General features: G+C 44.9%; 23 protein-coding genes. All 23 read right to left on the bottom strand.

All coding sequences use genetic code 11. The features are described from left to right. Positions 1-19: 19 nt before the first annotated feature. The 23 genes from BK026_RS00390 to BK026_RS00280 all read right to left on the bottom strand — a co-directional run bounded on the left by BK026_RS00390 (position 20) and on the right by BK026_RS00280 (position 24,812). Entirely contained in the window at positions 20-751 is a 732-nt protein-coding gene (locus tag BK026_RS00390) for an RNA polymerase sigma factor FliA (protein WP_071814024.1), read from the bottom strand. Beyond that, entirely contained in the window at positions 748-1,614 is an 867-nt protein-coding gene (locus BK026_RS00385; RefSeq protein WP_071814023.1) for a MinD/ParA family protein, read from the bottom strand. Before BK026_RS00385 ends, BK026_RS00390 begins: the two co-directional genes overlap by 4 nt. 5 nt (positions 1,615-1,619) lie before the next feature. Further along, on the bottom strand, positions 1,620-3,002 hold the full coding sequence (gene flhF / locus BK026_RS00380) for a flagellar biosynthesis protein FlhF (RefSeq protein WP_071814022.1): 1,383 nt from the start codon (positions 3,000-3,002) through the stop codon (positions 1,620-1,622). Between the two features lie 30 nt (positions 3,003-3,032). Beyond that, entirely contained in the window at positions 3,033-5,132 is a 2,100-nt protein-coding gene (flhA, locus tag BK026_RS00375; protein WP_071814021.1) for a flagellar biosynthesis protein FlhA, read from the bottom strand. Between the two features lie 230 nt (positions 5,133-5,362). Beyond that, a complete protein-coding gene (flhB, locus tag BK026_RS00370; RefSeq protein WP_071814020.1) occupies positions 5,363-6,487 on the bottom strand; it encodes a flagellar biosynthesis protein FlhB in 1,125 nt (374 codons plus the stop codon). A 122-nt stretch (positions 6,488-6,609) separates the two neighbouring features. After that, on the bottom strand, positions 6,610-7,389 hold the full coding sequence (gene fliR, locus BK026_RS00365; protein WP_071814019.1) for a flagellar biosynthetic protein FliR: 780 nt from the start codon (positions 7,387-7,389) through the stop codon (positions 6,610-6,612). Positions 7,390-7,400: 11 nt separating this feature from the next. Beyond that, on the bottom strand, positions 7,401-7,670 hold the full coding sequence (gene fliQ, locus BK026_RS00360; RefSeq protein WP_071814018.1) for a flagellar biosynthesis protein FliQ: 270 nt from the start codon (positions 7,668-7,670) through the stop codon (positions 7,401-7,403). A gap of 8 nt (positions 7,671-7,678) precedes the next feature. After that, complete coding sequence (gene fliP, locus BK026_RS00355; protein ID WP_071814017.1) at positions 7,679-8,437, bottom strand: flagellar type III secretion system pore protein FliP; 759 nt, start codon at positions 8,435-8,437, stop codon at positions 7,679-7,681. Then, positions 8,430-8,870 (bottom strand): flagellar biosynthetic protein FliO, encoded by a 441-nt coding sequence (fliO, locus tag BK026_RS00350; protein WP_071814016.1) that lies wholly within the window; start codon positions 8,868-8,870, stop codon positions 8,430-8,432. The genes fliP and fliO overlap by 8 nt, the downstream gene beginning before the upstream one ends. A 28-nt stretch (positions 8,871-8,898) precedes the next feature. Next, the gene (gene fliN / locus BK026_RS00345) at positions 8,899-9,306 is read right to left on the bottom strand and encodes a flagellar motor switch protein FliN (RefSeq protein WP_071814015.1); all 408 of its coding nucleotides are present in this window, start codon (positions 9,304-9,306) and stop codon (positions 8,899-8,901) included. An 18-nt stretch (positions 9,307-9,324) separates the two neighbouring features. Beyond that, on the bottom strand, positions 9,325-10,383 hold the full coding sequence (gene fliM, locus BK026_RS00340) for a flagellar motor switch protein FliM (protein WP_071814014.1): 1,059 nt from the start codon (positions 10,381-10,383) through the stop codon (positions 9,325-9,327). Positions 10,384-10,410: 27 nt separating this feature from the next. Beyond that, a complete protein-coding gene (gene fliL, locus BK026_RS00335) occupies positions 10,411-10,950 on the bottom strand; it encodes a flagellar basal body-associated protein FliL (protein WP_071814013.1) in 540 nt (179 codons plus the stop codon). A gap of 172 nt (positions 10,951-11,122) precedes the next feature. Continuing rightward, positions 11,123-13,579 carry a flagellar hook-length control protein FliK gene (locus tag BK026_RS00330; protein ID WP_071814012.1) on the bottom strand — a complete coding sequence of 819 codons (2,457 nt, stop codon included), beginning with the start codon at positions 13,577-13,579 and terminating at the stop codon, positions 11,123-11,125. A 195-nt stretch (positions 13,580-13,774) separates the two neighbouring features. Beyond that, complete coding sequence (gene fliJ, locus BK026_RS00325) at positions 13,775-14,221, bottom strand: flagellar export protein FliJ (protein WP_071814011.1); 447 nt, start codon at positions 14,219-14,221, stop codon at positions 13,775-13,777. Positions 14,222-14,281: 60 nt separating this feature from the next. Further along, on the bottom strand, positions 14,282-15,616 hold the full coding sequence (gene fliI / locus BK026_RS00320; protein WP_071814010.1) for a flagellar protein export ATPase FliI: 1,335 nt from the start codon (positions 15,614-15,616) through the stop codon (positions 14,282-14,284). Further along, complete coding sequence (gene fliH, locus BK026_RS00315; protein WP_071814009.1) at positions 15,609-16,391, bottom strand: flagellar assembly protein FliH; 783 nt, start codon at positions 16,389-16,391, stop codon at positions 15,609-15,611. Before fliH ends, fliI begins: the two co-directional genes overlap by 8 nt. 43 nt (positions 16,392-16,434) lie before the next feature. Further along, entirely contained in the window at positions 16,435-17,475 is a 1,041-nt protein-coding gene (gene fliG, locus BK026_RS00310; RefSeq protein ID WP_071814008.1) for a flagellar motor switch protein FliG, read from the bottom strand. A gap of 12 nt (positions 17,476-17,487) precedes the next feature. Beyond that, positions 17,488-19,182, bottom strand: a complete 1,695-nt coding sequence (fliF, locus tag BK026_RS00305; RefSeq protein WP_071814007.1) for a flagellar basal-body MS-ring/collar protein FliF — start codon at positions 19,180-19,182, stop codon at positions 17,488-17,490. Positions 19,183-19,194: 12 nt separating this feature from the next. Continuing rightward, positions 19,195-19,524, bottom strand: coding sequence for a flagellar hook-basal body complex protein FliE (gene fliE, locus BK026_RS00300; protein WP_071817407.1), 330 nt, complete (start codon positions 19,522-19,524; stop codon positions 19,195-19,197). 248 nt (positions 19,525-19,772) lie between these two features. Further along, complete coding sequence (locus BK026_RS00295) at positions 19,773-21,110, bottom strand: sigma-54 dependent transcriptional regulator (protein WP_071814006.1); 1,338 nt, start codon at positions 21,108-21,110, stop codon at positions 19,773-19,775. A gap of 16 nt (positions 21,111-21,126) precedes the next feature. Then, positions 21,127-22,263 (bottom strand): PAS domain-containing sensor histidine kinase, encoded by a 1,137-nt coding sequence (locus BK026_RS00290; protein ID WP_071814005.1) that lies wholly within the window; start codon positions 22,261-22,263, stop codon positions 21,127-21,129. A gap of 136 nt (positions 22,264-22,399) precedes the next feature. Beyond that, the gene (locus tag BK026_RS00285; RefSeq protein ID WP_071814004.1) at positions 22,400-23,860 is read right to left on the bottom strand and encodes a sigma-54 dependent transcriptional regulator; all 1,461 of its coding nucleotides are present in this window, start codon (positions 23,858-23,860) and stop codon (positions 22,400-22,402) included. 154 nt (positions 23,861-24,014) lie between these two features. After that, positions 24,015-24,812: a flagellin gene (locus BK026_RS00280; protein WP_071814003.1), complete on the bottom strand. Its 798-nt coding sequence runs from the start codon at positions 24,810-24,812 to the stop codon at positions 24,015-24,017. Positions 24,813-24,996 lie beyond the last annotated feature (184 nt).

Here is a 24,996-nt window from a genome sequence, read left to right as displayed (position 1 = left end):
GGTTAATTGTTATTAATATCTATTCTTCGTCAGCTTGCCACGACTTCATTCGTGATTTAAGTTTTAACATGGCCTGACTATGAATTTGACTAACTCTCGACTCACTCACATCGAGAACTTCACCTATTTCTCTCAGGTTAAGCTCTTCATCGTAGTAAAGAGAGAGCACTATTGCCTCTCGCTCTGGCAGAGTCGTTATTGCATGGGCCAACGCTTTCTGAAAAGCCCCCTGCATAAGGTCTTCAAGCGGCGCGTCACTTCCTTTGTTTCGTTCAGTGGAAATAACGTCCTCGGAAACACCTAAATCCTCAATGCCGACTAACTTACCAGCATTCACTTCGTTTAGCATTTGGTGATAATCCTGCAAACTTACATTGAGTTTAGCAGCAATATCAGAATCTCTGGCATCTCGCCCTGTTTCACTCTCGACTTGTGAGATGGCTTCAGTTATCGCTCGGCCATTTCGATGGACCGACCGAGGTGTCCAATCACCTTTGCGGATTTCATCAAGCATTGCGCCGCGAATTCTTATTCCGGCAAAGGTTTCAAAACTAGCACCTTTCGAGCCGTCAAAATTTCTTGCGGCTTCCAGAAGACCAATCATTCCTGACTGAATTAAGTCATCCACAAGCACGCTTGCAGGTAGACGAGCCATTAAATGATGGGCAATTCGCTTAACCAACGGTGCATGCCGTTCGACTAATTGCGACTTGTCATTCTGTTGTTGATAAGCGGCTGCTTTGCTATTCAACGCTGATTTCCCACTGCTTTATCTGCTACTAACTGCTCGATGAAAAATTCTAAGTGCCCACCGGGCTGGGCCGGAATTGGCCAAGTAAGCGCTTTTGTCGCCAACTGTGTGATAGCGACTGCAGCAGGAGACCCGGGATAAGCGTCAACAATGGCCGTTTGTTTCCTAACGGCCTTGCGAATATTTTCATCAAATGGCACTGTTGCAACTAATTCTAGCGCAACATCGAGAAAACGCCCCGTCACTTTGCTTAACTTACTAAACAGCTCTTGCCCTTCTCTTATATCGCGAACCATATTAGCAACGACTTTGAAACGAAACACACCGTGCTCTCGATTCAAAATTTTAATCAGTGCGTAAGCATCAGTAAGGGATGTCGGTTCGTCACACACAACAACCATTATGTCCTGCGATGCTTTAGAGAAGCTTAGCACCATGTCTGAAATACCTGCCGCAGTATCAACGATAAGGACGTCAATTTGCGAACGCAGCTCACTGAATGCTCTAATAAGCCCCGCATGCTGCGTTGGAGATAGTTCAGCCATGGATTGCGTGCCGGACGTTGCAGGGGCAATTTTGATGCCGTGCGGCCCTGTCACCAAAACCTCGTCGAGAGTACATTCGCCCGATAAAACGTGTGAGAGATTTTTCTCTACACGTAAACCAAGCATGACGTCGACATTTGCAAGACCCAAGTCTGCATCAAGTACCATTACGCGCTTACCTTGCTTCGCCATAGCGATTGCGGTATTTAGCGTAATATTTGTTTTACCGACGCCACCTTTTCCTCCAGTGACGGCGATAACTTTGATTAACCGTGATTGCTTCATTTTTCTTAAGCTACTCGCTTGATCGTCAACCATACTGCCTATGCTGTTTTAATTGCGCTGTTAACGTTAGTATGATTCAAACTGTACTTTTTATAAAGCTTTGCTGCAGCAGAAACGAGAGATTTCGCTTCGGCAATCTTTATATCTTCAGGTACTTTTTGACCATCGGTGACATAACTGACCGGAAGTTGGTATTCAACCGCCGCACTTAGTACCTCTCCTAAAGAGTAGCACTCATCTAACTTTGTGAAAATACAACCACTTAGTTCAACGTCATCATACGCTTGAATGATTCTCTGTAAAGCAGGATATTGCGTATTGGCCTGAGCAACTAAATATTTTTTCACATTTGGCATTTGACCATTGTCAAATTGTTTTATTTGTTTAATTAATCGGCTATCTCGTTGACTAAAACCAGCCGTGTCAATCAATATTAGACGCTTATGGCGAAGTTGGAATAATAAATCTGCAAGTTCTTCACTGGTCTGCGCTTTTTTAACAGTACAACCGATTATTTTTCCGTATGTTGCAAGCTGTTCAAACGCCGCAATTCTGTACGTATCGATAGTGATCATCGCCACCGACTCTGCGCCATATTTTTGTGCATAACGCGCTGCGAGCTTGGCTACTGTTGTTGTTTTTCCTGTTCCAGTCGGCCCAACTAACGCTACTGCACCTTGTGCACTAAGTATATCGTTGCCCGTCACATTTATGCGATTAGCCAATAGGTTAAGAAGATATACCCACGCGTCTCTCTCATTGTAATGTGCTGGTGTATAGTTAATCAATTGAGTTGCTAGTGCCTGGCTTAAGCCCATATCTGTTAAGCGTGCGATTAAATACTGATGCACGGGCTTTTGACGCTTATTCTTTGCTTCCATCAAGTCCGCAACCTGGTACTGAAGCACGTTTCTCAACGATGCCAACTCTTCTTTAATCTGCGTGAGCTCAGCTGACTGCTGCTCTGGAGCTTCTACAATGCTCGACGCTTGGTGCTCAGGGAATGTAGCATTAGTGTGGTCTGCACCACGTTCTTTGTGACTTTCCATTTCCTCTAAAAATGCATCGGAGAAATCAAGGTGAGCAGCAATATCATTCGCTTGCTTAGCGTTACCATTAGATGGTTGGCTGGTAGATGACGGCGCGCTGCTGTGCTGCTTTTCAAGCAATGCTTTTAAGCTATCTGGACCATCATCACCAATAATTTCGCTCAAACTCGGCACCGACTTTTGTCCCAAGTTTTGCACTGCCTTTTTAGGTACAGAGAGTTTAGCTTCTGGCTCTTTATCGTACGCCGCAACCAACTCTATGCCGTCTGCTACTTTGCGATTTGACATAATGACCGCATCGCTACCAAGTTCTGCTTTAACTTGGCTTAAAGCTTCACGCATATCTTTGCCAAAGAAACGTCTTATTTTCATTGCAAACTCTCCGATTACCCTTTCGTCAGATTATTGACCAACCGAACTGACTATTTTTATTTGTTTGTCGTCAGGCACTTCTTGATAAGACAGCACATGAAGCCCAACAACCGAATATTTTAAGAAGCGCGATAGTACTGGTCGTAGCATGCCCGACGTGAGAAGAACCGATGGTTCACCCTCTAACTCTTGTTGTTGACTTGCTTGCTGTAACGATTTTTGCAGCTTGTCAGCCAACCCAGGTTCTATACCAGCACCATCTTCACCACCTGCTTGAAGAGACTGGTGCAACATCTGTTCCAACTCTGGCGCCAAGGTTATGACAGGTATTTCTTTCGCGCCTTGTGTAATTTCTTGCACGATAAGCCGCTTCAGTGAAATACGCACAGCTGATACCAATACATCAGGGTCTTGACTACGCGTTCCATACTCGCTCAATGTCTGTACTATTGTTCGCATGTCACGAATAGGTACGCCTTCGAAAAGAAGTGTTTGAAGCACCTTCACTACGGTACTGAGAGGCAGAATATCTGGCACTAGGCCTTCAACCAACTTAGGGTGTTGTTTAGCTAACATATCGAGTAGCTGCTGCGCCTCTTCATGCCCAAGCAGTTGATAAGCATTGTTTGTAAGCAACTGGCTTAGATGAGTCGCCACCACGGTTGCAGCGTCAACAACGGTATAACCTAATGTCTGTGCGTGCTCGCGCTTGTTAGGTTTTATCCAAACTGCATCCAAACCAAAAGCGGGATCTTTGGTTGCTCTTCCTTCCAATTTGCCAAACACTTGGCCAGGGTTTATTGCCAACTCTTCATCGTGGCTAATAAGAGAATCACCTATGGTTACCCCTAGCATGGCAATGGTGTAGGTATTTGGCTCTAAATCAAGGTTATCGCGTATATGAACAGGTGGGATAAGAAAACCCAGTTCCTGTGACAATTTTTTCCGAACGCCTTTAATCCGTGTCAATAACTCGCCACCTTGCGACTTGTCTACAAGGGGGATTAAACGATACCCAACTTCCAATCCTATGGTATCGACTTGCTGCACATCATCCCAACCAAGCTCTTTAATTTCGGGCGCTGCCGCTTCACTTTGCACCACTGTATCTGACGCTGTAGGCTCGGCCGCCTTCTTTTTCGCTTCGGTCGATTGCCAATAGGCTAAACCCGCAATTAAGAAAGAGAAGCTCAAAAACGCGACGCTTGGCATACCAGGGATAATCCCCATGACGAACAAAATACCAGCCGATATATATAGCGCTTGATTATTGCCCAACTGGCCGCGTATTTCCTTGCCCATCTCTTGGGTTTCATTTTCACGTGTTACGATTATCGCGGTGGCCACAGAAAGTAATAAAGACGGGATTTGCGCTACCAGTCCATCACCAATGGTTAATATGGTGTAGATTTCAATTGCGCTACTGAACGATAAATCATGCTGAATGATACCTATGAACAACCCACCAACAATATTGATAAGCATGATAAATAGGCCTGCTACAGCGTCTCCTTTTACAAATTTGGACGCACCATCCATCGAGCCATAGAAGTCTGCCTCTGCCGTTATCTCCTCTCTCCTTTGTCGCGCTTGCTCCTGATCAATGTAACCTGCGTTCAAATCTGCATCGATTGCCATTTGCTTTCCTGGCATGGCATCCAACGTAAAGCGAGCACTCACTTCAGATATTCTACCAGCACCAGCGGTGACTACTTTAAAGTTAATAATAAGCAAAATAGCAAAGACTACGATACCTACAGCGTAGTTGCCTCCGATAACCACTGCACCGAAGGCCTCAATCACTTTACCTGCTGCGTCACCACCTTCGTGACCATATAACAATACGACTCGCGTAGAAGCCACGTTTAACGCAAGGCGCAGTACAGTTGCGATTAACAAAACCAAGGGAAAAATGCCAAAGTCAACAGGACGCTGTGTGAGTACGGCAACGAGAATGATGACTAGTGAAAGCGCAATATTAAAACTAAACAGCACATCAAGAAGGAAAGGCGGCATGGGTAAAATAACCATACCCATAATAGCCAGTAGTACTATAGGCGCACCCAAACCGCTGGTAAATTTTTGCAGCTGATTTTTATCGAAACGCTGAAGATAACCGGATAACTGCATTGCTTATATCTCACTATCAGAAAATTGACGCTTTATGTTGCTCTGATTAGTAGATTACAACTAACGTGCCAGCTTTATTGTCTAAACGGTGGCAGTGATAAAGACATGTCATACCAAAAATGAAGTCTTCGTACTCGTATTCACGCAGGAGTATGCCAATTTTTGGTAATGTACTTCGTGCAAAGCAGCAATGAACTAGGCAAACCGAACCTCTGCTTATTGAGAAGGGTCTAGCGACGATATTCCGGCGGTATAGGCAGGTCTCTTTTGAGCGGTTTCGGTTTTTTTCCTTTGCCTGCCCTATATGCTTTTAGCTGGTATACATGTGCAAGTATTTGTGCAACGGCCATGAAAAGGGCATTTGGAACTTCTTCGTCAACCTCTGTAGAGTAAAAAATGGCACGCGCTAGCATTGGGGACGGGATGAGTGGTACATCGTTAGCAGTTGCTATTTTTCGAATGTGCATCGCTAGTTCATCGGCCCCCTTTGCTACAACTACGGGGGCCCTGACGCCGTTTTCATCATATTTTATCGCCACCGAAAAGTGGGTTGGGTTAGTAACGACAACATCAGCTTGCGGCACTTCTTGCATCATCCGTTTAGTCGCGGCTTGGTATTGTAGTCTTCTAATACGCCCTTTCACCATAGGGTCGCCTTCCGCATTTTTTCGCTCGTCTTTAACCTCTTGTTTGGTCATTTTCATTTCTTCATTGTGCTTATACATTTGATAAGGCACGTCAATTGCTGCAATTGGGATCATACTGCAAACTAAAATCAGAAACGCCCATTTCAACATATCAAGCGCATGAAAAATATTGCCAGGATACAGCTCCATATCGAGATGAAGAGCTTCATCTTCGAAAAACAGTAAAGCGCCGATAGCCATACCAATAACAACCACAACCTTGGCGATGGACTTTAACAGTTCAACAAGCCCGTTCGTGCCAAACATTCGTTTAATCCCTTGTAAAGGGTTCATTTTTGACCCTTTTGGCTTTGCGCCTTCCCAAGTGAAGTTGTATCCTCCAAGAGCAATGGAACCGTAAATACCTGCTAGCATAGCGACAAACATATACAACAATACCGCTGGCCCTACAGCAGAAAATGCCTCTCCCCATGCGCCAAACATATGCGTAACGTCATACGTTTCATCACGGGATAAAATAAACATGCGTTGAGTAAGTTTGAAAACAGACTCAGCTATCCAACTACCCACGACCAAAAACATACAGGCACTAATAATAAGAACAAGCGTTGTAGAAAGTTCTCGGGAACGCGCAATCTGCCCTTTCTTTCGCGCATCTTCGAGTTTTTTCCCCGTGGGGTCTTCTGTTTTTTCGCTTGAATCTGCCATGCTCAATTATGCTCGTCTTTGTTGCGAGAGAGGCTTGTTAGCCGTGCAACGCCTCTCGCCTAGTTTACTCACTGACCAAATCACGGACATACCGTATTCTACCAACGACTAGTATTGTTTGCCTAAGGACAAATATTTAACAGTTCACACATAAACTGTTCGGCTCTAAACCATTGCGTTTCAAAGTGCGCAGTAAAGTTATCTAGCGTTATCCAAATAATGAGTAATCCCATTACTTGAGCAATTGAAAAACCAATACTAAAAATGTTCAGCTGCGGTGCAGCTTTGGTCATTACGCCAAACGCCAAATTGACGATAAGAAGCGACACGATAGGTGCAAGTGACAGGGTTACCGCCGATATAAACATCCAGCCAGCCCAATGGGCAATATCGCGGAATTGTTCACCTGTCCACCACGCTTCACCTATAGGAAACGCATCAAAGCTCATTACTATCATCTGGATCATGGACAAATGCCCATCCAATGTCCAAAACAATAGGGTTGCCAAAATAAGATAGAACTGCCCTACAGCCGGGACATTGATTCCGTTGACGGGATCAACAATTGACGCAAAGCCAAGGCCTGTCTGCATGGCAATAATTTGGCCTGCCAATACAAAGGTATTGAGCACCATCATAGAAATAAAGCCTATCGCAACGCCAATGAGCAACTGTTGTATCACAATAAAAAAAGTCCCCACATCAACCAGGTTTTCTATGGGAGATGGCGGTACTACCGGCATAATAATAAGTGTCAGCATGATGCCTAGTAACGCGCGAACTTGCGGAGGGATAGACTTAGCGCTTAGCCCAATCATAGCAATAAACAACCCGCTTATACGCATAAAAGGCAGCAGCATATCTGCTAGAAACTGATTAACAGTCGCTAATTCTACTTCCACAGCGTTGTCCTCTACCCTACGACCTGTGGAATCATCTCGACCATACGAAACGTAAAATCCATCACCTGTTGAACCAACCAGTTTCCTCCCCAACTCAGCGCCAAAAGAGTCACTAGTAAACGAGGTAAAAAGCTCATGGTTTGCTCATTGATACTTGTTGCCGCCTGAAAAACAGCAACCACAAGGCCGACTATCAAGCTCGGCACAATAACAGCAGAAACAAGCACAATTACCATAAACATGGCTTCACGCAGTATTTCGACAAAGACTTCTGGTGACATAAGGACTCCTAGACGCCCATTCCGAAACTGGTCGCCAACGTACCGAAAATCAGGTTCCAACCATCAACTAGCACGAACAGCATGAGTTTAAATGGCAAGGATACAATCATAGGTGAAAGCATCATCATACCCATAGCCATCAATATAGACGCTACCACCAAGTCAATGATGAGAAAGGGAATAAATAGCATAAAACCAATTTGAAACGCAGTCTTTAGCTCACTGGTAACAAAAGCTGGAATTAAGATGGTAAGCGGAACGTCTTCTGTATCTGCGTATTTACCCTCGTCTCCCGCAATTCTCACAAATGTTTCAAGATCTTTAACCCGCGTTTGCGACAGCATAAAAGCGCGCATCGGTCCTTTCGCTTGCTCTAAGGCATCAATACTGGTTAATTCTTCGTTGAGATAAGGCTGCAGCGCGCGCTCGTTCACTTCTTCGAACACCGGGGCCATGATGAACATAGATAAAAATAAGCTCACCCCAATGAGAATTTGATTTGACGGTGACTGTTGAAGCCCAATAGCTTGTCGCAATATTGATAGCACCACAATAATGCGAGTGAACGATGTCATCATCATAATAAACGCGGGAATTAAGCTGAGCGCTGTCATAATAAACAGCGCTTGAAGCGTCATGGTATAATCTTGCGATCCATCTTGGTTAGTTGTTACGGTGACCGCCGAAATCCCTTGCTGCGCGTTAACGGGCTCAACAAACGATAAACAAAGTATTAGAGTAAGGCAAAATATCGCTAGCTTACGCATTTTTAGACGCTTCCTTTGCTGTTTTCTTATCTAAGTTGGGGTTGAGTTTTCCTGCCATCGCCTCAATCAAGTTTTGCTTAAACGCATCACCAGTGTTACCCGGCGACGTTTTTCCTTTACTTGGAATTTCTAAGGGAATGTCTAATTTACTTAGGTGCGATATGTTATGGCTCGTAACGCCAATTAAATGCTGTTCTTCCCCCACCTGGATAACAATAACTTTTTCTTTTGCGCCAACCACCATACTGGCTGCTACCTTCATTTGGTGACTGCCCATAGCAGTGACATTAAATCGACGCATTACATAAGCAAGCGCAAAAATAACGCCGACAACCAGAAGTAAAGAAAGAAATATTGACAGTACAGACGTGGGATTAGTAATAGACTGGGTAGTTTGAGCGCTAACGCGGTTGGTTAAAAGAAGGGGCAACATAAAGCAACCCCTTATAAAATAAGAAGATTTATCTGAGCTTCTTGATTCTCTCAATTTGACTAATAACATCAGTTAATCGAATACCAAATTTATCGTTGACTACTACTACTTCTCCATGAGCAATCAACGTGCCATTTACCAAAACATCTAATGGCTCACCGGCTACACGATCCAGTTCCACCACAGACCCTTGGTTCAACTGTAGCAGATTTCGAATACTTATTTGACTACGACCCACTTCCATTGAAATGGTCACTGGAATATCAAGAATTGTATCGAGCTTCTTTTTCTCTTCCTGTGTTATCGGCGCATCATCGGTCAACTCGTCAAGTTCTGCAACTTGTACGTCTTCATTGTCACCAGATTCTTGATCTGCCTCAGATTCGGCTTGCTCGGCCATTGCCGCAGCCCAATCATCCATACCGTCTTCACTCATGGGAACTCCCCTTATACCTTACAGGTCTTCTTCGAGTACTTGCAGCTCCGCATCATTATCAATGATTCGGCCACCGCGGGTTAATAACTGTAGCTCAGACTTCACTGAAGTCGGTCTTGCAATTTTCTCAACGATTTTTAATGCCAAATTGTCTCTGCTACGGCCTAGTTTAGCTCTAAACGTTGGCAAGTCTTCTATTAATACTGTGATTGATTCTGGCATTTCAACCGGAATAATATCGCCAGGCTTAAATTCCATTACATCGCGTAATGGAACATCAACGTCTAACATGTGTGTAGTCAGTGCAACCTTGACGTCCATAATTTCATCGCGCAGTGCCTTACTCCATCGTAAGTCGGTATCTTCTTTATCGCTTTGCACACCGGCATCTAACAGTTCACGTATAGGCTCTAACATTGAATAGGGCAAAGACACGTGAAAATCGCCGCCGCCGCCGTCAAGCTCGATATGGAACGAACTTATGACCACAACTTCGGTAGGGCTTACGATATTAGCCATCGCTGGGTTAACTTCGGAGTCAAGGTATTCAAATGACACGTCCATGACTGGAGCCCATGCTTCTTTGTAATCTTCAAAAATGATTTTAAGCAGCATTTGAATAATGCGACGCTCTGTGGGCGTAAACTCTCGCCCCTCTATCTTTGCGTGATAACGTCCGTCGCCACCAAAAAAGTTATCAACCAAAATGAAGACTAGACGCGCCTCCATTGTGATGAGACCGGTACCTTTAAGAGGACGAAAACGCACCATATTTAAGCTGGTAGGAACAAAAAGCGTGTGAATATATTCGCCAAACTTAATCATCTGAATGCCGTTTATTGACACTTCAGCTGATCGCCTCATCATATTGAATAGGCTCACGCGCATGTGACGCGCAAACCGTTCATTAACAATTTCAAGCGTTGGCATGCGGCCACGCACAATACGGTCTTGCGAGGAGAAGTCGTACTCTAGCGTAGAAGCATCAGAGTCGCCGCCACCGACCTCTTCTTCCTCTACATCGTCCACCCCATGCAATAGGGCGTCGATTTCATCTTGAGATAATAAATCACTCACCGTCTTCTACCTTAATTAACCATCGAATTACTGCATCACAAAGCCAGTAAAGAGGACACGTTCTACCACGTCGTTCCCCGTAATTTCTTTGAGCGCTTTTTGAACTTCATTTACCGCTTGTTCACGAAGCTCTATTTTTCCGGCTTCAGTAACGAGATCATCTGCATTTGAATTACTAAACGCCTGTAAAAGCGTTCCTTCAATTAAAGGAATGTGCATTTTTGCCAAATCTTCATTATCTGAGCCCCGCACTAAAAGCTGTACTTTTATTTGTACGAGCCTGTCTCGTCCAGCACCAGGTACATTAAATACAAAGGGACGCGGCATCGCTACATAAAGAGCGGTTCCCATTTCCGCTTGGCCACCGCTTGACGCCGGTGCTGCGCCCTCCTCCGGTGCAGCCTCAGATTCTTCAACCTGTTCTGTAGCCTCTTCATCCCCACCAGCAAACAAAAAGAAATACGCACCAGCGCCACCACCTAAGAGCACGACTGCAATAATGATGATCAACATCATTTTGCCTTTTTTCTTTCCGCCTTCTTCTACCTGTAATTCTTCTTCAGCCATGTATAACTCTTAACTCATTCAAGAAAAAACGTATTATCAGGCTTCATTTCAAAATGGCAATCTTATATTGCACATGTAAAGCCATACCCTCAATCCAAAACATAGCAGTAACACCGTGTTCTCACCATGCTACCAATTGTTTAATTACATGATTTTCAGCTGATAATACCGATCAAGCGTAAAAATCGATACCGCCTTTCATTTGCCGTGAAACAGACTGCTCTATCACCGTAGCGTCGCCGAACTCATCGCCAACGTCACCATTTACTCCTGTACCATTACCAACGTGGCCATTTCTATCACCAGCAAATTGTTGGTTTTGCCCGTTTTCAGATGAATTATCTTTGCGAACCTGTGCATCACCTAATTCAATGCCTTGCTCTGAAAGCATATCTCGTAACTTCGGCATCGCATCAGCTAGTGCTTCTTTGGCGTGCTGCGACTGCACAATAAAGCTTACACTGGCAGCATCTCCCGATACATTCACCCTAACCTGCATACTACCAAGCTCAGGGGGATCCAGTCTGATTTCTGCCATTGTGTTTCGCGCATTCACCATCCAGCGAATTTTCTCATTTAGCTGTTGTTGGCCTTCCGGCTTATGAATATTTACTGCTTTATCAAATCCTTCAAACTGCTGCTGTGACTTAGTGGCTTCGGCGCGAAGCTGACTGTTTTCACTCATCACGGTATCTACTTGAGCATACTGACTTTGAAACATTTGAGACGCAGTATTTTGCGTTTGATTTATCAAACTTACTAGTTGGTTTGCTTGTACATCGGCTTTTGCCACCATGGCAGCGACTGCCTCGTTATTGACCAAGGTGTCTTTCGTCGCTTCTGTTACTATTGCTGATAAATCTATTCCTGGCTCATGACCTTGCTTGATCTGTTGTTGAAACTCATTGATACCGGCAATGATGTTTGCTTTCACTGCCTGCTGCTGAGCATTTGGTAATATTGCCACCATTCGATCTGCAAACGCTTCTGTCGCTTTTTGTGCGCTCTCTTGCGGAAGATTTGTAATCATCTCCATTAAATCGGTTTGCGCATCTAAACGTTGTGTCTCGTTAGCAATTTTGTTGTCAGTACGCTCACCAATACTTTCAGTTTTCGCAGTAGGAGCCCCACTGTTCAATACGGGCGCAGGTTGACCATTTCTAACGCTAGCTTGAATATTCAATAGCGCTTCTTGTTCTACGCTATCGGTATCTTCAGGCAATATCGACATGTCATTTTCCAGAACATCTACAGATGGCGCCTTCAACACATCGTTAGCGCCTTCAAAATTCTGCTCAAAAGCTGACGACTTTAGCGCGTCAGAAAACAGACTTACCACCAATGAAGCGTCTGCCGGTGAATCATTGTTAAGAGTCACCGGTTGGTCAATGTCGGATGTTACCGGAGCTGTATTGACATTCTCGCCGAGAATACTCTTTACTAGCTCATTCAAGGATTGCACATTTAATGGCTCATCAGCAGAACCACTTTTAACACTAAGCTCATCAACAAGGGATAAAAGGTCGTGAGATATTTTTTTCAGCTCAACGGCGTCGTTTACTTTTGAAATATCAGAAATACTGTTTGTACCGTCTTCAAGCTTTGCTAAAAGCGCGGTTAATTCAGCAATGAGAGACTGTTCCGTTTCGGCGCTAACGTCGCCCTCTAAACTGAGAAAAGGCGTGTTTCGCTCTTTCAAATCTAGACTGGCGTTATCTTGCTCGCTCATATTTAAATTAGCGAGCACGTCAACCCCATTGTCCACTTGAAAAACAGGCTTGTTTTTCACCACAGATTCTCGATTTACACCGTTTTCATTGGTATTAATAAAAAGGCGCTGTAGTACTACGTCTGTTTCAGCTGAGGAGACGTTGGTATCTTTAGACACCGTTTCACCAACATCACTTACGTCAACATCTGTTTGTATCGCTTGGGGTGATAAAAGTGTCCCAATGTCCTTTGCTGCGCCTTCTTCAACGCTATTTTCCGCGCTCTTTTCAGCGCTATTTGCGGACATCATTTTTGAGACGTTTTCGACAAACTCAATCCAGTTGGTCTCTGTCTGTTGGGTTAGCGTTATTTCTTCAGTAGCAATGCTCTCAGTCTTGTTCTCTAACTGTAAATCTAAATCGCTTTCCCAAGTACTGCGTTTTCCACTCGTTAGTGATTTACTACCAGCGTCTTCAAGTGGCATATCAAGACGCCAAAAACCGTTCTCAGATGTGACCTTCCCTGTTACGCGCTCAACATTTTCACCGTCGGCGAATTGGTTTTTTTCTGCGTCATTTTGTTTAAGCTGTGCAGGCGTTGAGACTTTTTTATCTTCAGCTGTAAGCGGTGTTTCACCAGCCTCTGTTTCCAGCACTTCTGCGCGCAAGTGCTCAGGTTCCGACTCACGTTTAATTTCTACAGACGCTTGCTCTTCAGTAGTACGCCCCTGCTTCTCAACTCGTTGTATTGCTTTTTCCGGTCCTTGGTCATTTGCCTTCGCTTGTTGAAAAAACCCCGTGAACAATCGGCTATTGTCACCATCATGTTGTAAATCGCCCGCTCCTCCTTTAACACTGCTCTTCGAGTCAGCAAATGGTAAAGCGGCAACGTCTGTGATTTGTGCGGCAATTTGTTGCATAATATTCTACCGTCCTACAGTTTATTCGTTATACCAAAGCAAAATAACAGGGCTCAAGCGCGTGTAATTGCTGGCGTTAGTCACGTTGTTCAGTGTTTATGACATTGGACAATCAAAGTAATACAAACTGTATGCCAAAAGTTTCTAAAGTGGGGCATCACACTAATCTGCAGCGCTCTACTGCTAGGCATAAAGTTAAAATGAAGAGTGTTTGGCTCGAAGAAATCGTTGGTTCGCAAACTCATCCATCATAGCTTGCTCCGCTTTCGCTTCTTTTTTTTGCTGTTGCAGTTGTCTTTTTTCAAGTAATAGCGATACTGCTTTCACTTTTTGCTGCTGTTTAAGCCACAATTGTTTACGTTGCTCTGCCGCCATTTTCGTGCGCGTTATAACTTGAGACTGCTGTTCACAGGCTTTATCTAGTTTACCCACAAATGACAAGTGTTGCTGGTAGAAAGACGCAGACACGCCCGATTGACCGGTTTTTTGAATACCCTGAATATACTCAATGCGGTATTGTTCCAGGCTGGTGAGTTTTTGCTGCTGTTGTACAACATTAAGCTGTGCTTGTTGATATTGCTGCGCCTCTCTGCGCTCTTTTTCTCGCTCAAACTCCGCCAAACGCTCTAGTTGCTTAGTCATAAAAGCGCTTCCTTTTCAAAACGACCGGCGGCTTTAGTTTGACCACATAAATACATCATACTAGCCCTGCCCAAGCCCTTTCGCTAACGCTGCCATACCTTCTAAACATTCATCGTAAGGTAAGGTTTGTTTCATTCCCTGCTGTAAAAACGCATTGATTGCAGGCTCTGCTCTTATCGCCAAGTCGATACGTGGGTCTGAACCTTTTGCATAAGCGCCAATCGAGATAAGATCTTGGTTTTGTTTAAATTGAGAATAGACTTGGCGAATTCTTCGCGCCATGAGCTGATGTTCTTCACTCACCACCATCGGCATCACACGGCTTATAGACGCTTCGATATCGATAGCAGGGTAATGTCCACTGTCAGCAAGTGCTCTCGATAAAACGACGTGACCATCTAGAATAGCTCGCGCGGCATCAGCGATTGGATCCTGCAGATCGTCTCCCTCAGTGAGTACCGTGTAAAAAGCCGTGATTGAGCCTTGACGTTCATTTCCGTTCCCTGCCCTTTCAACCAGAGCAGGTAAACGCGCAAAAACGGACGGGGGATAGCCTTTAGTTGCGGGCGGCTCTCCAACAGCAAGTGCTATCTCACGTTGCGCCATTGCATAGCGTGTTAGTGAGTCGATAAGTAACAATACATTCATTCCCTTATCACGAAAATATTCTGCTATGGTAACCGCGGTTTCACAACCCTTAAGACGCATAAGCGGCGATGTATCTGCCGGCGCCGCTACAACCACTGCACGTTGTCGTTCTTTTTCGGTCAGGATCTCATGAATAAATTCTTTTACTTCACGTCCTCGCTCCCCGACCAAACCGACAACAACAACATCAGCTTCGCAGCCTCTTGTCATCATACCTAGCAGCACGCTCTTTCCCACGCCACTTCCGGCAAAAAGCCCCATTCGCTGCCCTACACCCACTGTGTTTAATGCGTTAATCGCACGCACCCCAACGTCCATAGGTGTATTAATAGGCCTGCGAAGAAGTGGATTCATCGGTGGACGACTGGTAGGGGCTCGTGACTCTGCTTCTATTGCACCTAAGCCATCTAACGGTTGACCATTTCCATCAACCACTCTACCGAGTAACCCCATACCAACAGGCAGCCCACTTTGCCTATTAAGCGGCATGACCCGGCTACCTGGCACAATGCCTCTTACTGCTTCTGTCGGCATGAGATACGTAATGTCGTCACCAAAACCTACTACTTCAGCTTCAATTTCACCCTCAATGGTTTGTACTAAACATTGACTACCTACCGGCAGCTGGCAACCCACAGCTTCAAGGGTAAGCCCAATGCCTCGTACCAGCTTTCCAGCTGCAACAATAGGCGGTGAAGTTACTTGCTTGGCAAGTGATTCAAAGTGATTGTGCCATGGGCTAGTCATCGGATAACCCTTGGTTTAATAAAAACGTCTCAATAACATCACGACAGCGGCGCTCGATTGAAACATCAACAGCATTGTGCTGTGTTGTGATATCACATCCTCCGCGCTCCATCGCAGGTGACTCGACAAATTTCCATCCTTTCTTTGCGACTTCTTCTTCCCCAAACTGCGCATTAACAATTGATATATCTTCGGGGTGCATGTGAATTTGATATTCAGTTTGATTAATAGGCAATGCCTTTATGCCTTCATTCAATGCTTGAATTATGACCTGATGATTATGTGTTATTTCTGTTTTTATCACCGCTTTAGCAAGTGTAACTGCTAACTTAACTAACTGGTCGCGGGTGACATCATTCGCCTGAGAAAGTGGATCATGCAGTTTTTCCACTAACAACTGCCATACTTCAACCTGAGCAGCAATCTGCTGCTGTCCGTCTTGAAGGCCTTGTTCGAGCCCTTCAGCGAGACCTTGCTCTTTTCCCTCTTCTAAACCTCGCTCAAGCCCTTCTGCTTTTCCTTCCTCGAATCCGCTTTTTTTTCCTTCTTGATACCCTTCATCAAAGGCGGCTTGTCGTATAGCCTCGATTTCTTGTGCGGTGGGAGGAAGTACTTCTTCCTCTTCTTCAGGCGGTTCGTATTTCCAATCTGAGCGCTTATTTAACGCATTAGTCGGCTGATCTTTTGACGACGCTTTCGGATCATCTACAAATGGTAAATCCCATTTTTTTGCTTCACTTACTTCGGTATCGCTAAATGGCTTATTTGCAGACATAGTCTCGTCCAATGTGGTTGATTAACGGGGAAAACGGTGAGCGTTACAAGAACTCTTCACCACCGCCGCCACCAAGCATGATTTCTCCTGAGTCAGACAGACGACGCGCAACGGACAGAATTTCCTTTTGTGCCGTTTCAACTTCACTGATGCGCACAGGTCCGAGTGCTTCAAGGTCATCGTTAAGCATTTCAGCGGCTCGCTTCGACATGTTGCGCATTATTTTATCTTTAAGCTCGTCGTCAGCACCTTTGATGGCTTTAAGCAATGCGTCCTGCTGAACTTCCCGCAAAATAGCTTGGATCCCCTTGTCATCAACATCAACAAGGTTGTCAAATACAAACATAAGGTCTTGAATTTGCTGGCTCATTTCTTCGTCTTGTTCACGAATAGCGTCCATCAATTGACCTTCAATTGCAGTGTCTAAGTAGTTCATAATGTTGGCCGCAGATTTCAGGCCGCCCATTTTAGCTGCTTGCGTACCTGCCTGACCTGCAAACTGTTTCTCCATGATTTCGTTAAGCTCTTGTAGCGCTGCAGGCTGAACTTCTTCTAAATTAGCAATACGCATAAGAAGATCTAGACGCACTTTTTCTGGGAACTGTGCCAAAATTTCTGCGCTTTGTTCTGGTTCTAAATAGGATAGAACGATTGTTTGAATCTGTGGGTGTTCGTTGCGAATAATGCTTGCGACTTGTTTCGAGTCCATCCACTTAAGTGAATCCAGCCCTTTAGCGCCACTCCCCATGAGAATTTGATCAATAAGGTTAGCGGCTTTATCTTCACCAAGTGCTGCTGTAAGCGCTCGTTTAACAAAGTCTTGGCTCTGGAACCCAATCGTACTGTAGTTTTGTATCTCTTCAATAAAATGCTTATGCACAGCCGTAATTTTGGTCTGCGTCATGTCATCCACTTTGGCCATTTCAGTACCAAGCTTTTGTACTTGCTTGGGTTCCAAGTGTTTTAGTATTTGCGCAGCATCTTCTTCAGAAAGGCTTAACAGTAGTATTGCTGCTTTTTCGACACCTTCTAGTTTACTGACGTCGTATGACGGCTCTTCCACATTTGCAAGTTCTTCAGCCATGTTCTGTTCCTACTACTCATCTTGCATTAACCAGCCCTTGACAACTTGGGCTGACAATTCAGGTTCATTTGCCACTAGTGCTCTTACTGCTTTTAATACATCTTCGTCTTTATGAAGGTCAGGAAGCATCAGCGAGCCATCGGGTGCAAAACCTACCTGTCCTTCGTCAAAATCGGTACTCAGCATGCTAATGGTATCGTCACCAAGATCAAGACCTTCATCAGCATCAAAGTCTTCGGTTTCATTCGACTCGTCAGGGTTAATCAATCGGCGTAACATTGGGCGAATCACAAAAATAATTAGTACAATTATTACCAGTCCGCCAACAACAAGTTTAAGTATAGGTAAAAACCCGGGCTGTTCCCAAAGCGGCAGGTCTTCTACTTCTCCAGCATCTACTCGGGTAAATGGCACGCTTACCACTTCTAAACTATCACCACGGGTTACATCAAAGCCTATACCACCCTGCAAGAGTCGACGAATATTCAACATCTCTTCTTGCTTACGAGGCGAGGCTGTCACCGTGCCATCTTCCGCTGTGACTTGGGCATAGTCGACGGCCACAGAAACACTCAACCGACGAATAACACCCGTCTGCTTTTTCGTGTGACTGATAGTCGTGTCTAACTCATAATTACGCGTCGACTCTTTCGCAGTTCTGCCTGGCATAGTCTGTTGTGCGGCGCCACCTGCATTTTCTGGAATATTTGAATCGAGTGGAGGCTGATTAGAGAGCGCGCCTGGGATGCCACCGACACCACCTCCAACACTGTTCTCTTCCATGATCATCTCACTGCGCACTGCAGGCAAATCTGGATTATAGCTGCGCTGTGTTTGCTCCATGGCAGTAAAGTCCATGGAAACGTCAGCCTGAGCGGTGTAATTTCCAATACCTAAAACCGGGATAAGAATTGCGTCAATTTTTTCAAGATATTCCTGCTCTCTTTGACGCTCAATTTCATACTCTTTGCGTGCACGAGCGCTCATTGAGTCCTGGGACCCTGAATTTAACAAACGTCCATTGCTATCGGTAACCGTTACCTTTGATGGCTCCATGTTTTGTACGGCAGAGGCAACGATATCTACGACAGCATCCACTTCCTCGCCCGCAATAACTGCACCGCGTTTAGCCGTTAAGACAACGGTTGCTGACGCTTTCTTTTCTCTTCGAGCAAACACATTCTCTTTCGGCATTGCAAGAAGTACACGTGCTTTTTGTATACTTGCGATATCTTCAATCGTTGCTGCAATTTGTTGTTCTCGAGCGTGCTTAAGTCTTTCCATTTCCACACGCTGACTGACACCAAATCCCATGTCTTGCATGATAATGTCAGCGCCAGCATCTGACGTTTGTGTCAATCCTTGACGGGTCATACCGAGGCGTATATTTTGAAACTCATCGCTTCGTACGTAGACGGTATTGCCCTCTAACTTGTAGTCAATAAGATTAGCATCCAAGTAATCCAGCGTTTCAATCAGTTCTTGAGTTTCCATTTTAGCCAATGGACGATAATCGGGCTCCTGCGACCACAACAGAATAAAAATTGCTATCGCAACACAGATGACAAGCACAACTACCAGTGCCATCTGGCGCATCATGTCGGCGCTTCCCAACGTGTCCATAAACCCTGATTTGTTTTCAGGCTCGCTGTCCAACGTTTGATGCTGGTCTGGAACGGTTAAATTAGTACCTGTTGCGTCAGCCATACCCTACTCCAATTATACCGGCATATTCATGATGGTTTTGTATGCTTCAAGCACTTTATTACGCACTTGAACTGTGGCTTCAAAAGCGATGCCCGACTTCTCTTTAGTCAACATCACCTCTGCCAAGCTAAGGTTTGGATCGCCCATTTCAAAACGCTGCTGTGCATCTTTCGATTCGAGCTGCATATTATTCACACCATCGACGGCGTGCTTAAGCATGGTCGCAAAATCACTTGCAGAGGAATTGATTTCCCTCATTTGCTGAGGTTCATTAACTTGAAGACGAGATTGACCAATCATGCTCTGCATTTCTTGATACAAACTATTGGCTTTAACGTCCATAACCACTCCTAGCATGTAAACACGTTGCCCTTTTTGGCGAACGTAAAACTGACTTATAGAAAGGATTTAGCAAAGGGCTTGCCAACTTTAATTAACTCTATATTTCAATGAGTTAAAGAGAATATGTGGGTGATAGACAATTTTATGACGTAATACAGATAAGAAACAACAAAAAACCGCCGCCTTAAATAGTGCTCGGCGGCGGTCGGCTATGAAATGCGTATTGGCCCGCATTAAACATTTATATTTTACGCAGGAACTTCAATTCCATCTTCTCGCATTCGAGCGAGTTTATATCGCAACGTTCTTGGACTTATGCCAAGTTTCTCTGCAACGTCCTTTCGCTTCCCTTTGCACATGGCGAGCGTGTCCAAAATGATCTGATGCTCTTGATAGCGTAACTCAGACCCTAGTTTATTATCTTCTACGACTTCTGCTGCTTTTTCCACGACGCTACTAATATCTTCATCAATCATCAGGTCTGTTGCAGCTATCTCGTTGTTTTCACACAATATCAAAGCTCTTTGAACGACGTTTTCTAACTCTCTGACATTGCCTGGCCAGCTGTATTGACTCAGCTTATTGCGCGCTGTAGCACTTAACCTAACGTTTGACATACCCTGAACATTTGCATGGCGCTGAACCAAGTGTTCTGCTAACGGCACGATATCACCTGGTCTTTGCGCCAAAGGTCGCCATTCAATTGGGAACACATTTAGTCGATAATATAGGTCTTCTCTGAACTCACCGGCATCTACCGCTTTGCGCAAATCTCGGTTACTCGTCGCAATAACACGCACGTTTAGTTTAACTGTTTTACGCCCTCCTAAACGCTCTACCTCTCGCTCTTGCAATACTCTAAGAAGCTTAGCCTGCAGTGCCAAGTCCATCTCGGTAATCTCATCAAGAAGAAGCGTACCGTCCTGCGCTTGTTCAAACTTACCAGGGCATGCTTGGACTGCCCCTGTAAATGCGCCTTTCTCATAACCAAAAAGGGTTGCCTCAAGCATATTTTCAGGAATAGCAGCGCAGTTTATAGCGACAAACGGCGCTTCACATCTACTGGATTGATCGTGTATATAGCGAGATAAAACCTCTTTGCCCGAGCCGCTTGGCCCTAATACCATTACCGTTGCCTCTGACTTGGCGACTTTTCTTGAGAGTTCAAGTAACTTTAAGCTAGACGGGTCAGCGACAATTGGCGTTCTCGATTCAATCTTTTGCGCCGGTGCATATCGCCCAACGAGATTTAATAACACCTCAGGGGCGAATGGTTTTGATAGGTAGTCGGTAGCACCGTCACGCATAGCCTGCACGGCATCATCAATGGTTGCATAGGCGGTCATCAAGAGAACGGGTAAATGTGGGTATTTAGCTTTAATGCTTTTCAACAGCATTAGCCCACTCATCTCCCCCATCTGAATATCACTGACTACAAGGTCGACATGTTGTTCGGACAGCATCATTAATGCACTTTCTGCACATTCTGCACTAACAACGTGATAACCACCGAGTAGTAACGTATCAAAAAGCGCTTCGCGAAGCCCTGCATCGTCTTCAACAATTAAAATAGTTGTTTTTAACATCATATTCCCCTCGGAATTAAGCCACTTTGCTACCGATGATACCCTGCACTTCTCTCAGAGGTAGCGCGACACTGAAACACGCGCCCCCTTGTGACGTATCACACACGTTTAATTGACCGTTGTGAGCAGCAACCACAGACTTAACGACTGCTAGACCCAACCCCGTACCATGAGTTTTTGTAGTAAAAAACGGCTCAAAAACTTTGTTTTTCAACGCATCAGGCACGCCCTTGCCTTTGTCGACTACTGAAACAATGAGTTTTTCTTGGATTAAACTCGCATTAACTTCAACGGTACATCCTTTAGGCGTTGCTTGACTGGCGTTGTGAACAAGGTTTAACAATGCGCCTTGTAGCGCCGTTAAATTCCCGGTTATCACTGCCGCTTTATCAAACCCGCTGAACGATAAGTGTTGTGATGCTTGTGAAACCATAGATACCGCGCTGCTTTCAATTGCATTAAAGAGTTCCTGCAATGTGATGTCACAAACAACTTGCTCCTCACCAGACTTAGCAAATAGCAGCATGTCATTTACTTGGCTTTCAAGCTCTTTGAGCCGGTCTGATAGCTTGCACGCGAACTCGCTTTGTGCCTGATGAGGAAGGCCTTTTCTTGTCAAATTAGAAGCGTAAAGCATAGCTGCTGATAGAGGTGTACGAATCTGATGTGCCAGGGATGCGACCATTTTACCTAGTGACGATAAACGCTGCATATGACTCACACGTGCCTGCAGCTGTCGCGTTTCCGTTAGATCTGTTATCACTATCAATTGCCCAGGTTCATTTTCAAGAGGAGTGATTGATAACTTTACACGCCTACCGTCGACCAAAGACACCTCATGCCCATCGTCAGCACGAGGTTTAAATGAGCGCGAGATAATACGTCTCCAAACTTCTTCTTCAAGTGGCTCGCCTAACAACGCCTTTGCTTGCTCGTTGGCTTGACGAACGATGCCTTTCCCATCAATCACGATTACGCCCGCGGGCATGACTTGCAGCAAGTGTTCGAGTCTACTCGCTTGTAAGCGCAAAGATGCAAGTTCATCGTTACATAAAGAAGTGTCTACGCGAGATGAAGTGCTTTCACTCACTCCGTCAAAAACAAAATCGGTCGGTGTGAACTCACTTGTAGTTGAAGTACTATCCAAAGCCATATTGCCCTCGTCAATTTGCAGACGTTAATAAATATGACTTGGATAAAGCAGAAGGTGTGCCAATTCAACATTGGCTTATTTTACAAAGACTTAAAGGCAATTAAAGGGTGTTAAATGCAACGTCAATTCCCTGACGTTAAGCCTCTTCAGTACGCTGAATATCGTACTTACGCATTTTTTCGACCAGCGTAGTGCGTCGCATTCCAAGCTTATCAGCCGCCCTTGCAACGACCCAGTCTTGATTGTCGAGTGCCTGTCTAATAAGGGTAACCTCAAGCTCGGAGAGATATTCTTTCAGGTTTACCCCCTCTTCAGGGAGTGAAGACGACACCATGTTTTCTGATGTATTTTCGCTCTGAGTTTGCTCTTCAGCTTCTTCAAGGGCCGCAGACTCGGCGAATAACGTATTAAAGGCTTCCCGCTCTAAAATTTCCTCGGGATAGTCAGGTTCATAAGCATGAACATCACCGTACTGATACTTTTCGGGGAGATCGGATATATCCACAATTTGACCAGGGTATAAAATCATTAAGCGCTCGACCAAGTTAGATAACTCACGAACGTTACCTGGCCACTCATGTTCCATCAACGATGCGATAGCTTGCTCAGTAAACCGAACACCCTCTGCACCTTCAACCTGTATTCTACTATTGAGTTCTTGTAGCAAAAGGGGGATATCATCTTTACGCTGACGAAGTGCTGGACTGTCTATTGGGAACACATTTAAACGATAAAATAAGTCTTCTCTGAACTTTTCTTCACTTATCATCGTTTCTAGATTTCTGTGCGTCGCAGCGATTATTCGAACATTGCACTGTAGCGGCTTATTACCGCCCACTCTTTCAAAAGTACGCTCTTGCAATACGCGCAACAACTTAACCTGCATTTGAAGCGGCATGTCTCCAATTTCGTCTAAAAAGAGAGTGCCACCCTCAGCTAGTTCAAATCGCCCTTTGCGCGCACTAATTGCCCCGGTAAAGGCGCCTTTTTCATGACCGAAAAGTTCGCTTTCTAAAAGCTCACCAGGGATCGCTCCGCAGTTTACTGGAATAAAAGGTCCATCTTTGCGTTCAGATAAAAAGTGAACGTTGCGCGCAACTACTTCTTTACCCGTGCCTGACTCTCCAAGCACAAGCACGGTGGCATCGGTAGGTGCCACCTGCTCGACCAAGCGTCGAACAATCTGTATCTGTTCACTTTTACCGATTAAGCTTCGAAACAGTCGCGTTTTATTGCCGCTGTTTCGCGATAAACTCGGTTTTCTACGAGAATACTCTTGGCACCGATGAATGGCTTGCGTTAACACGGGATAAGTAAGCGGTGTAGCGATAACACTCACAAGGTTTTGTCCAGCAACAGCTTGACTGTTGCTTTCTACTAGCGCAACAAAAGGAATGTGAGGAAACTTTTCAACGATTGCTTTGACCACGGTCGGTGACTCGTATTCAATGAGTACAGCATCAGCGCCGCCATCTGCTAGATAACGTTCACAGTCGTCAACCCCTCGTGCCCGACACGACTCTCCCATGAAAGTGACAATTGTTTCTAAATTTTGAATAAGTTCCTGGTTATTACTTACCAGCAAAATGTTCTTCATCGATTCCCCGAGGACGCTCTTATTATTTTTAAAGACTAGCGCATGTGTGAATTGTAACGGTAAAAGATCACAGCGCAACAGGTGTTTATCGAAAAGTATCAATAAAAAAAGCAGGTTACCCTGCTTTTCTTAACCAATTTTAGTTATAGAACACTTAGCTCAATAACGCCAGAACTTGGCCTTCCTGCTGGTTTGCTTGCGCTTGCACTGTTAACGCTGCTTGTCCTAACACGTCGTTAGCGGCCCGCTGAGATGATGCTTGGGCAAAATCTAAATCTTCAATGCGAGAGCGCGCTTGTGCTGTATTTATGTTCGACTGCGTTAATGTACGGGCTGCACTTTCGAAACGATTCTGTACCGCACCCAACTCACCGCGCGCGCCGCCAACAGTTTCAATGGCATCATCAATAGCGGTTAAAGCATCGTTCAAGCTACTACCTGACGTCACATCAATCGTTAATACACCACTTAGCTGTGCAGCGATATCTTGCGTCTCAATGGCGATGGACTGTCCTGCACTTGCGCCTGATTGAAAATTTAGCGTGTTATTGTCAGAGAGTAGCGGCTTTCCCCCAAAATTGGTCTGCTCAACGGTTTGCGTTATGTTTTCCTGAAGCTGCGTAATTTCCGCTTGTATCGCCCGTCTGTCTCCATCGCTTAGTATGCCGCTTCCCGATTGAAGGGTAAGCTCTCGAATTCGGTTCACATCGTCATTTATGCTTCCCAATCCACCCTCTGCAACTTGTGCGAGTGAAATACCATCATACACATTGTTTAACGATTGACGGTTACCCTCTACTTCGGAAGTCAGCCTATCGATAATTTGTTGGGCTGCTGCGCCGTCAGATGCATTGTTAACCTTTTTTCCAGACGCCAGTTTCTCAAAAAGGCTCTCTTGCCTTTCTTGAATTTGGCTAATCAATGACGACGAGCTGCTATTGTTAACTTGCATACAAACATTCCTCCGCTATAGGCTACTTAGTATAGCATATCACTGTACATCTTCTAACCGATTTGAGGTATGTGCATTCATACGCCATTAAAAGAAGCGATGAAATTCCATAACCACATTTCATCGCCTGCAGCATTACACGACCATTAATGACGCACCGTCACCACAGCACACAGCGAAGCCT

This window comes from Alteromonas sp. V450 (genome assembly GCF_001885075.1).
Classification (GTDB): domain Bacteria; phylum Pseudomonadota; class Gammaproteobacteria; order Enterobacterales; family Alteromonadaceae; genus Alteromonas.
This window is presented reverse-complemented; position numbering and strand designations above follow the sequence as displayed.

Bases quoted from the DNA above. Each gene is read 5' to 3' on its own strand.
- BK026_RS00385 (WP_071814023.1), bottom strand. From the start codon at position 1,614: ATGGTTGACGATCAAGCGAGTAGCTTAAGAAAAATGAAGCAATCACGG.
- flhF (WP_071814022.1), bottom strand. From the start codon at position 3,002: ATGAAAATAAGACGTTTCTTTGGCAAAGATATGCGTGAAGCTTTAAGC.
- flhA (WP_071814021.1), bottom strand. From the start codon at position 5,132: ATGCAGTTATCCGGTTATCTTCAGCGTTTCGATAAAAATCAGCTGCAA.
- flhB (WP_071814020.1), bottom strand. From the start codon at position 6,487: ATGGCAGATTCAAGCGAAAAAACAGAAGACCCCACGGGGAAAAAACTC.
- fliQ (WP_071814018.1), bottom strand. From the start codon at position 7,670: ATGTCACCAGAAGTCTTTGTCGAAATACTGCGTGAAGCCATGTTTATG.
- fliP (WP_071814017.1), bottom strand. From the start codon at position 8,437: ATGCGTAAGCTAGCGATATTTTGCCTTACTCTAATACTTTGTTTATCG.
- fliO (WP_071814016.1), bottom strand. From the start codon at position 8,870: ATGTTGCCCCTTCTTTTAACCAACCGCGTTAGCGCTCAAACTACCCAG.
- fliN (WP_071814015.1), bottom strand. From the start codon at position 9,306: ATGAGTGAAGACGGTATGGATGATTGGGCTGCGGCAATGGCCGAGCAA.
- fliL (WP_071814013.1), bottom strand. From the start codon at position 10,950: ATGGCTGAAGAAGAATTACAGGTAGAAGAAGGCGGAAAGAAAAAAGGC.
- BK026_RS00330 (WP_071814012.1), bottom strand. From the start codon at position 13,579: ATGCAACAAATTGCCGCACAAATCACAGACGTTGCCGCTTTACCATTT.
- fliJ (WP_071814011.1), bottom strand. From the start codon at position 14,221: ATGACTAAGCAACTAGAGCGTTTGGCGGAGTTTGAGCGAGAAAAAGAG.
- fliI (WP_071814010.1), bottom strand. From the start codon at position 15,616: ATGACTAGCCCATGGCACAATCACTTTGAATCACTTGCCAAGCAAGTA.
- fliH (WP_071814009.1), bottom strand. From the start codon at position 16,391: ATGTCTGCAAATAAGCCATTTAGCGATACCGAAGTAAGTGAAGCAAAA.
- fliG (WP_071814008.1), bottom strand. From the start codon at position 17,475: ATGGCTGAAGAACTTGCAAATGTGGAAGAGCCGTCATACGACGTCAGT.
- fliF (WP_071814007.1), bottom strand. From the start codon at position 19,182: ATGGCTGACGCAACAGGTACTAATTTAACCGTTCCAGACCAGCATCAA.
- fliE (WP_071817407.1), bottom strand. From the start codon at position 19,524: ATGGACGTTAAAGCCAATAGTTTGTATCAAGAAATGCAGAGCATGATT.
- BK026_RS00295 (WP_071814006.1), bottom strand. From the start codon at position 21,110: ATGTTAAAAACAACTATTTTAATTGTTGAAGACGATGCAGGGCTTCGC.
- BK026_RS00290 (WP_071814005.1), bottom strand. From the start codon at position 22,263: ATGGCTTTGGATAGTACTTCAACTACAAGTGAGTTCACACCGACCGAT.
- BK026_RS00285 (WP_071814004.1), bottom strand. From the start codon at position 23,860: ATGAAGAACATTTTGCTGGTAAGTAATAACCAGGAACTTATTCAAAAT.
- BK026_RS00280 (WP_071814003.1), bottom strand. From the start codon at position 24,812: ATGCAAGTTAACAATAGCAGCTCGTCGTCATTGATTAGCCAAATTCAA.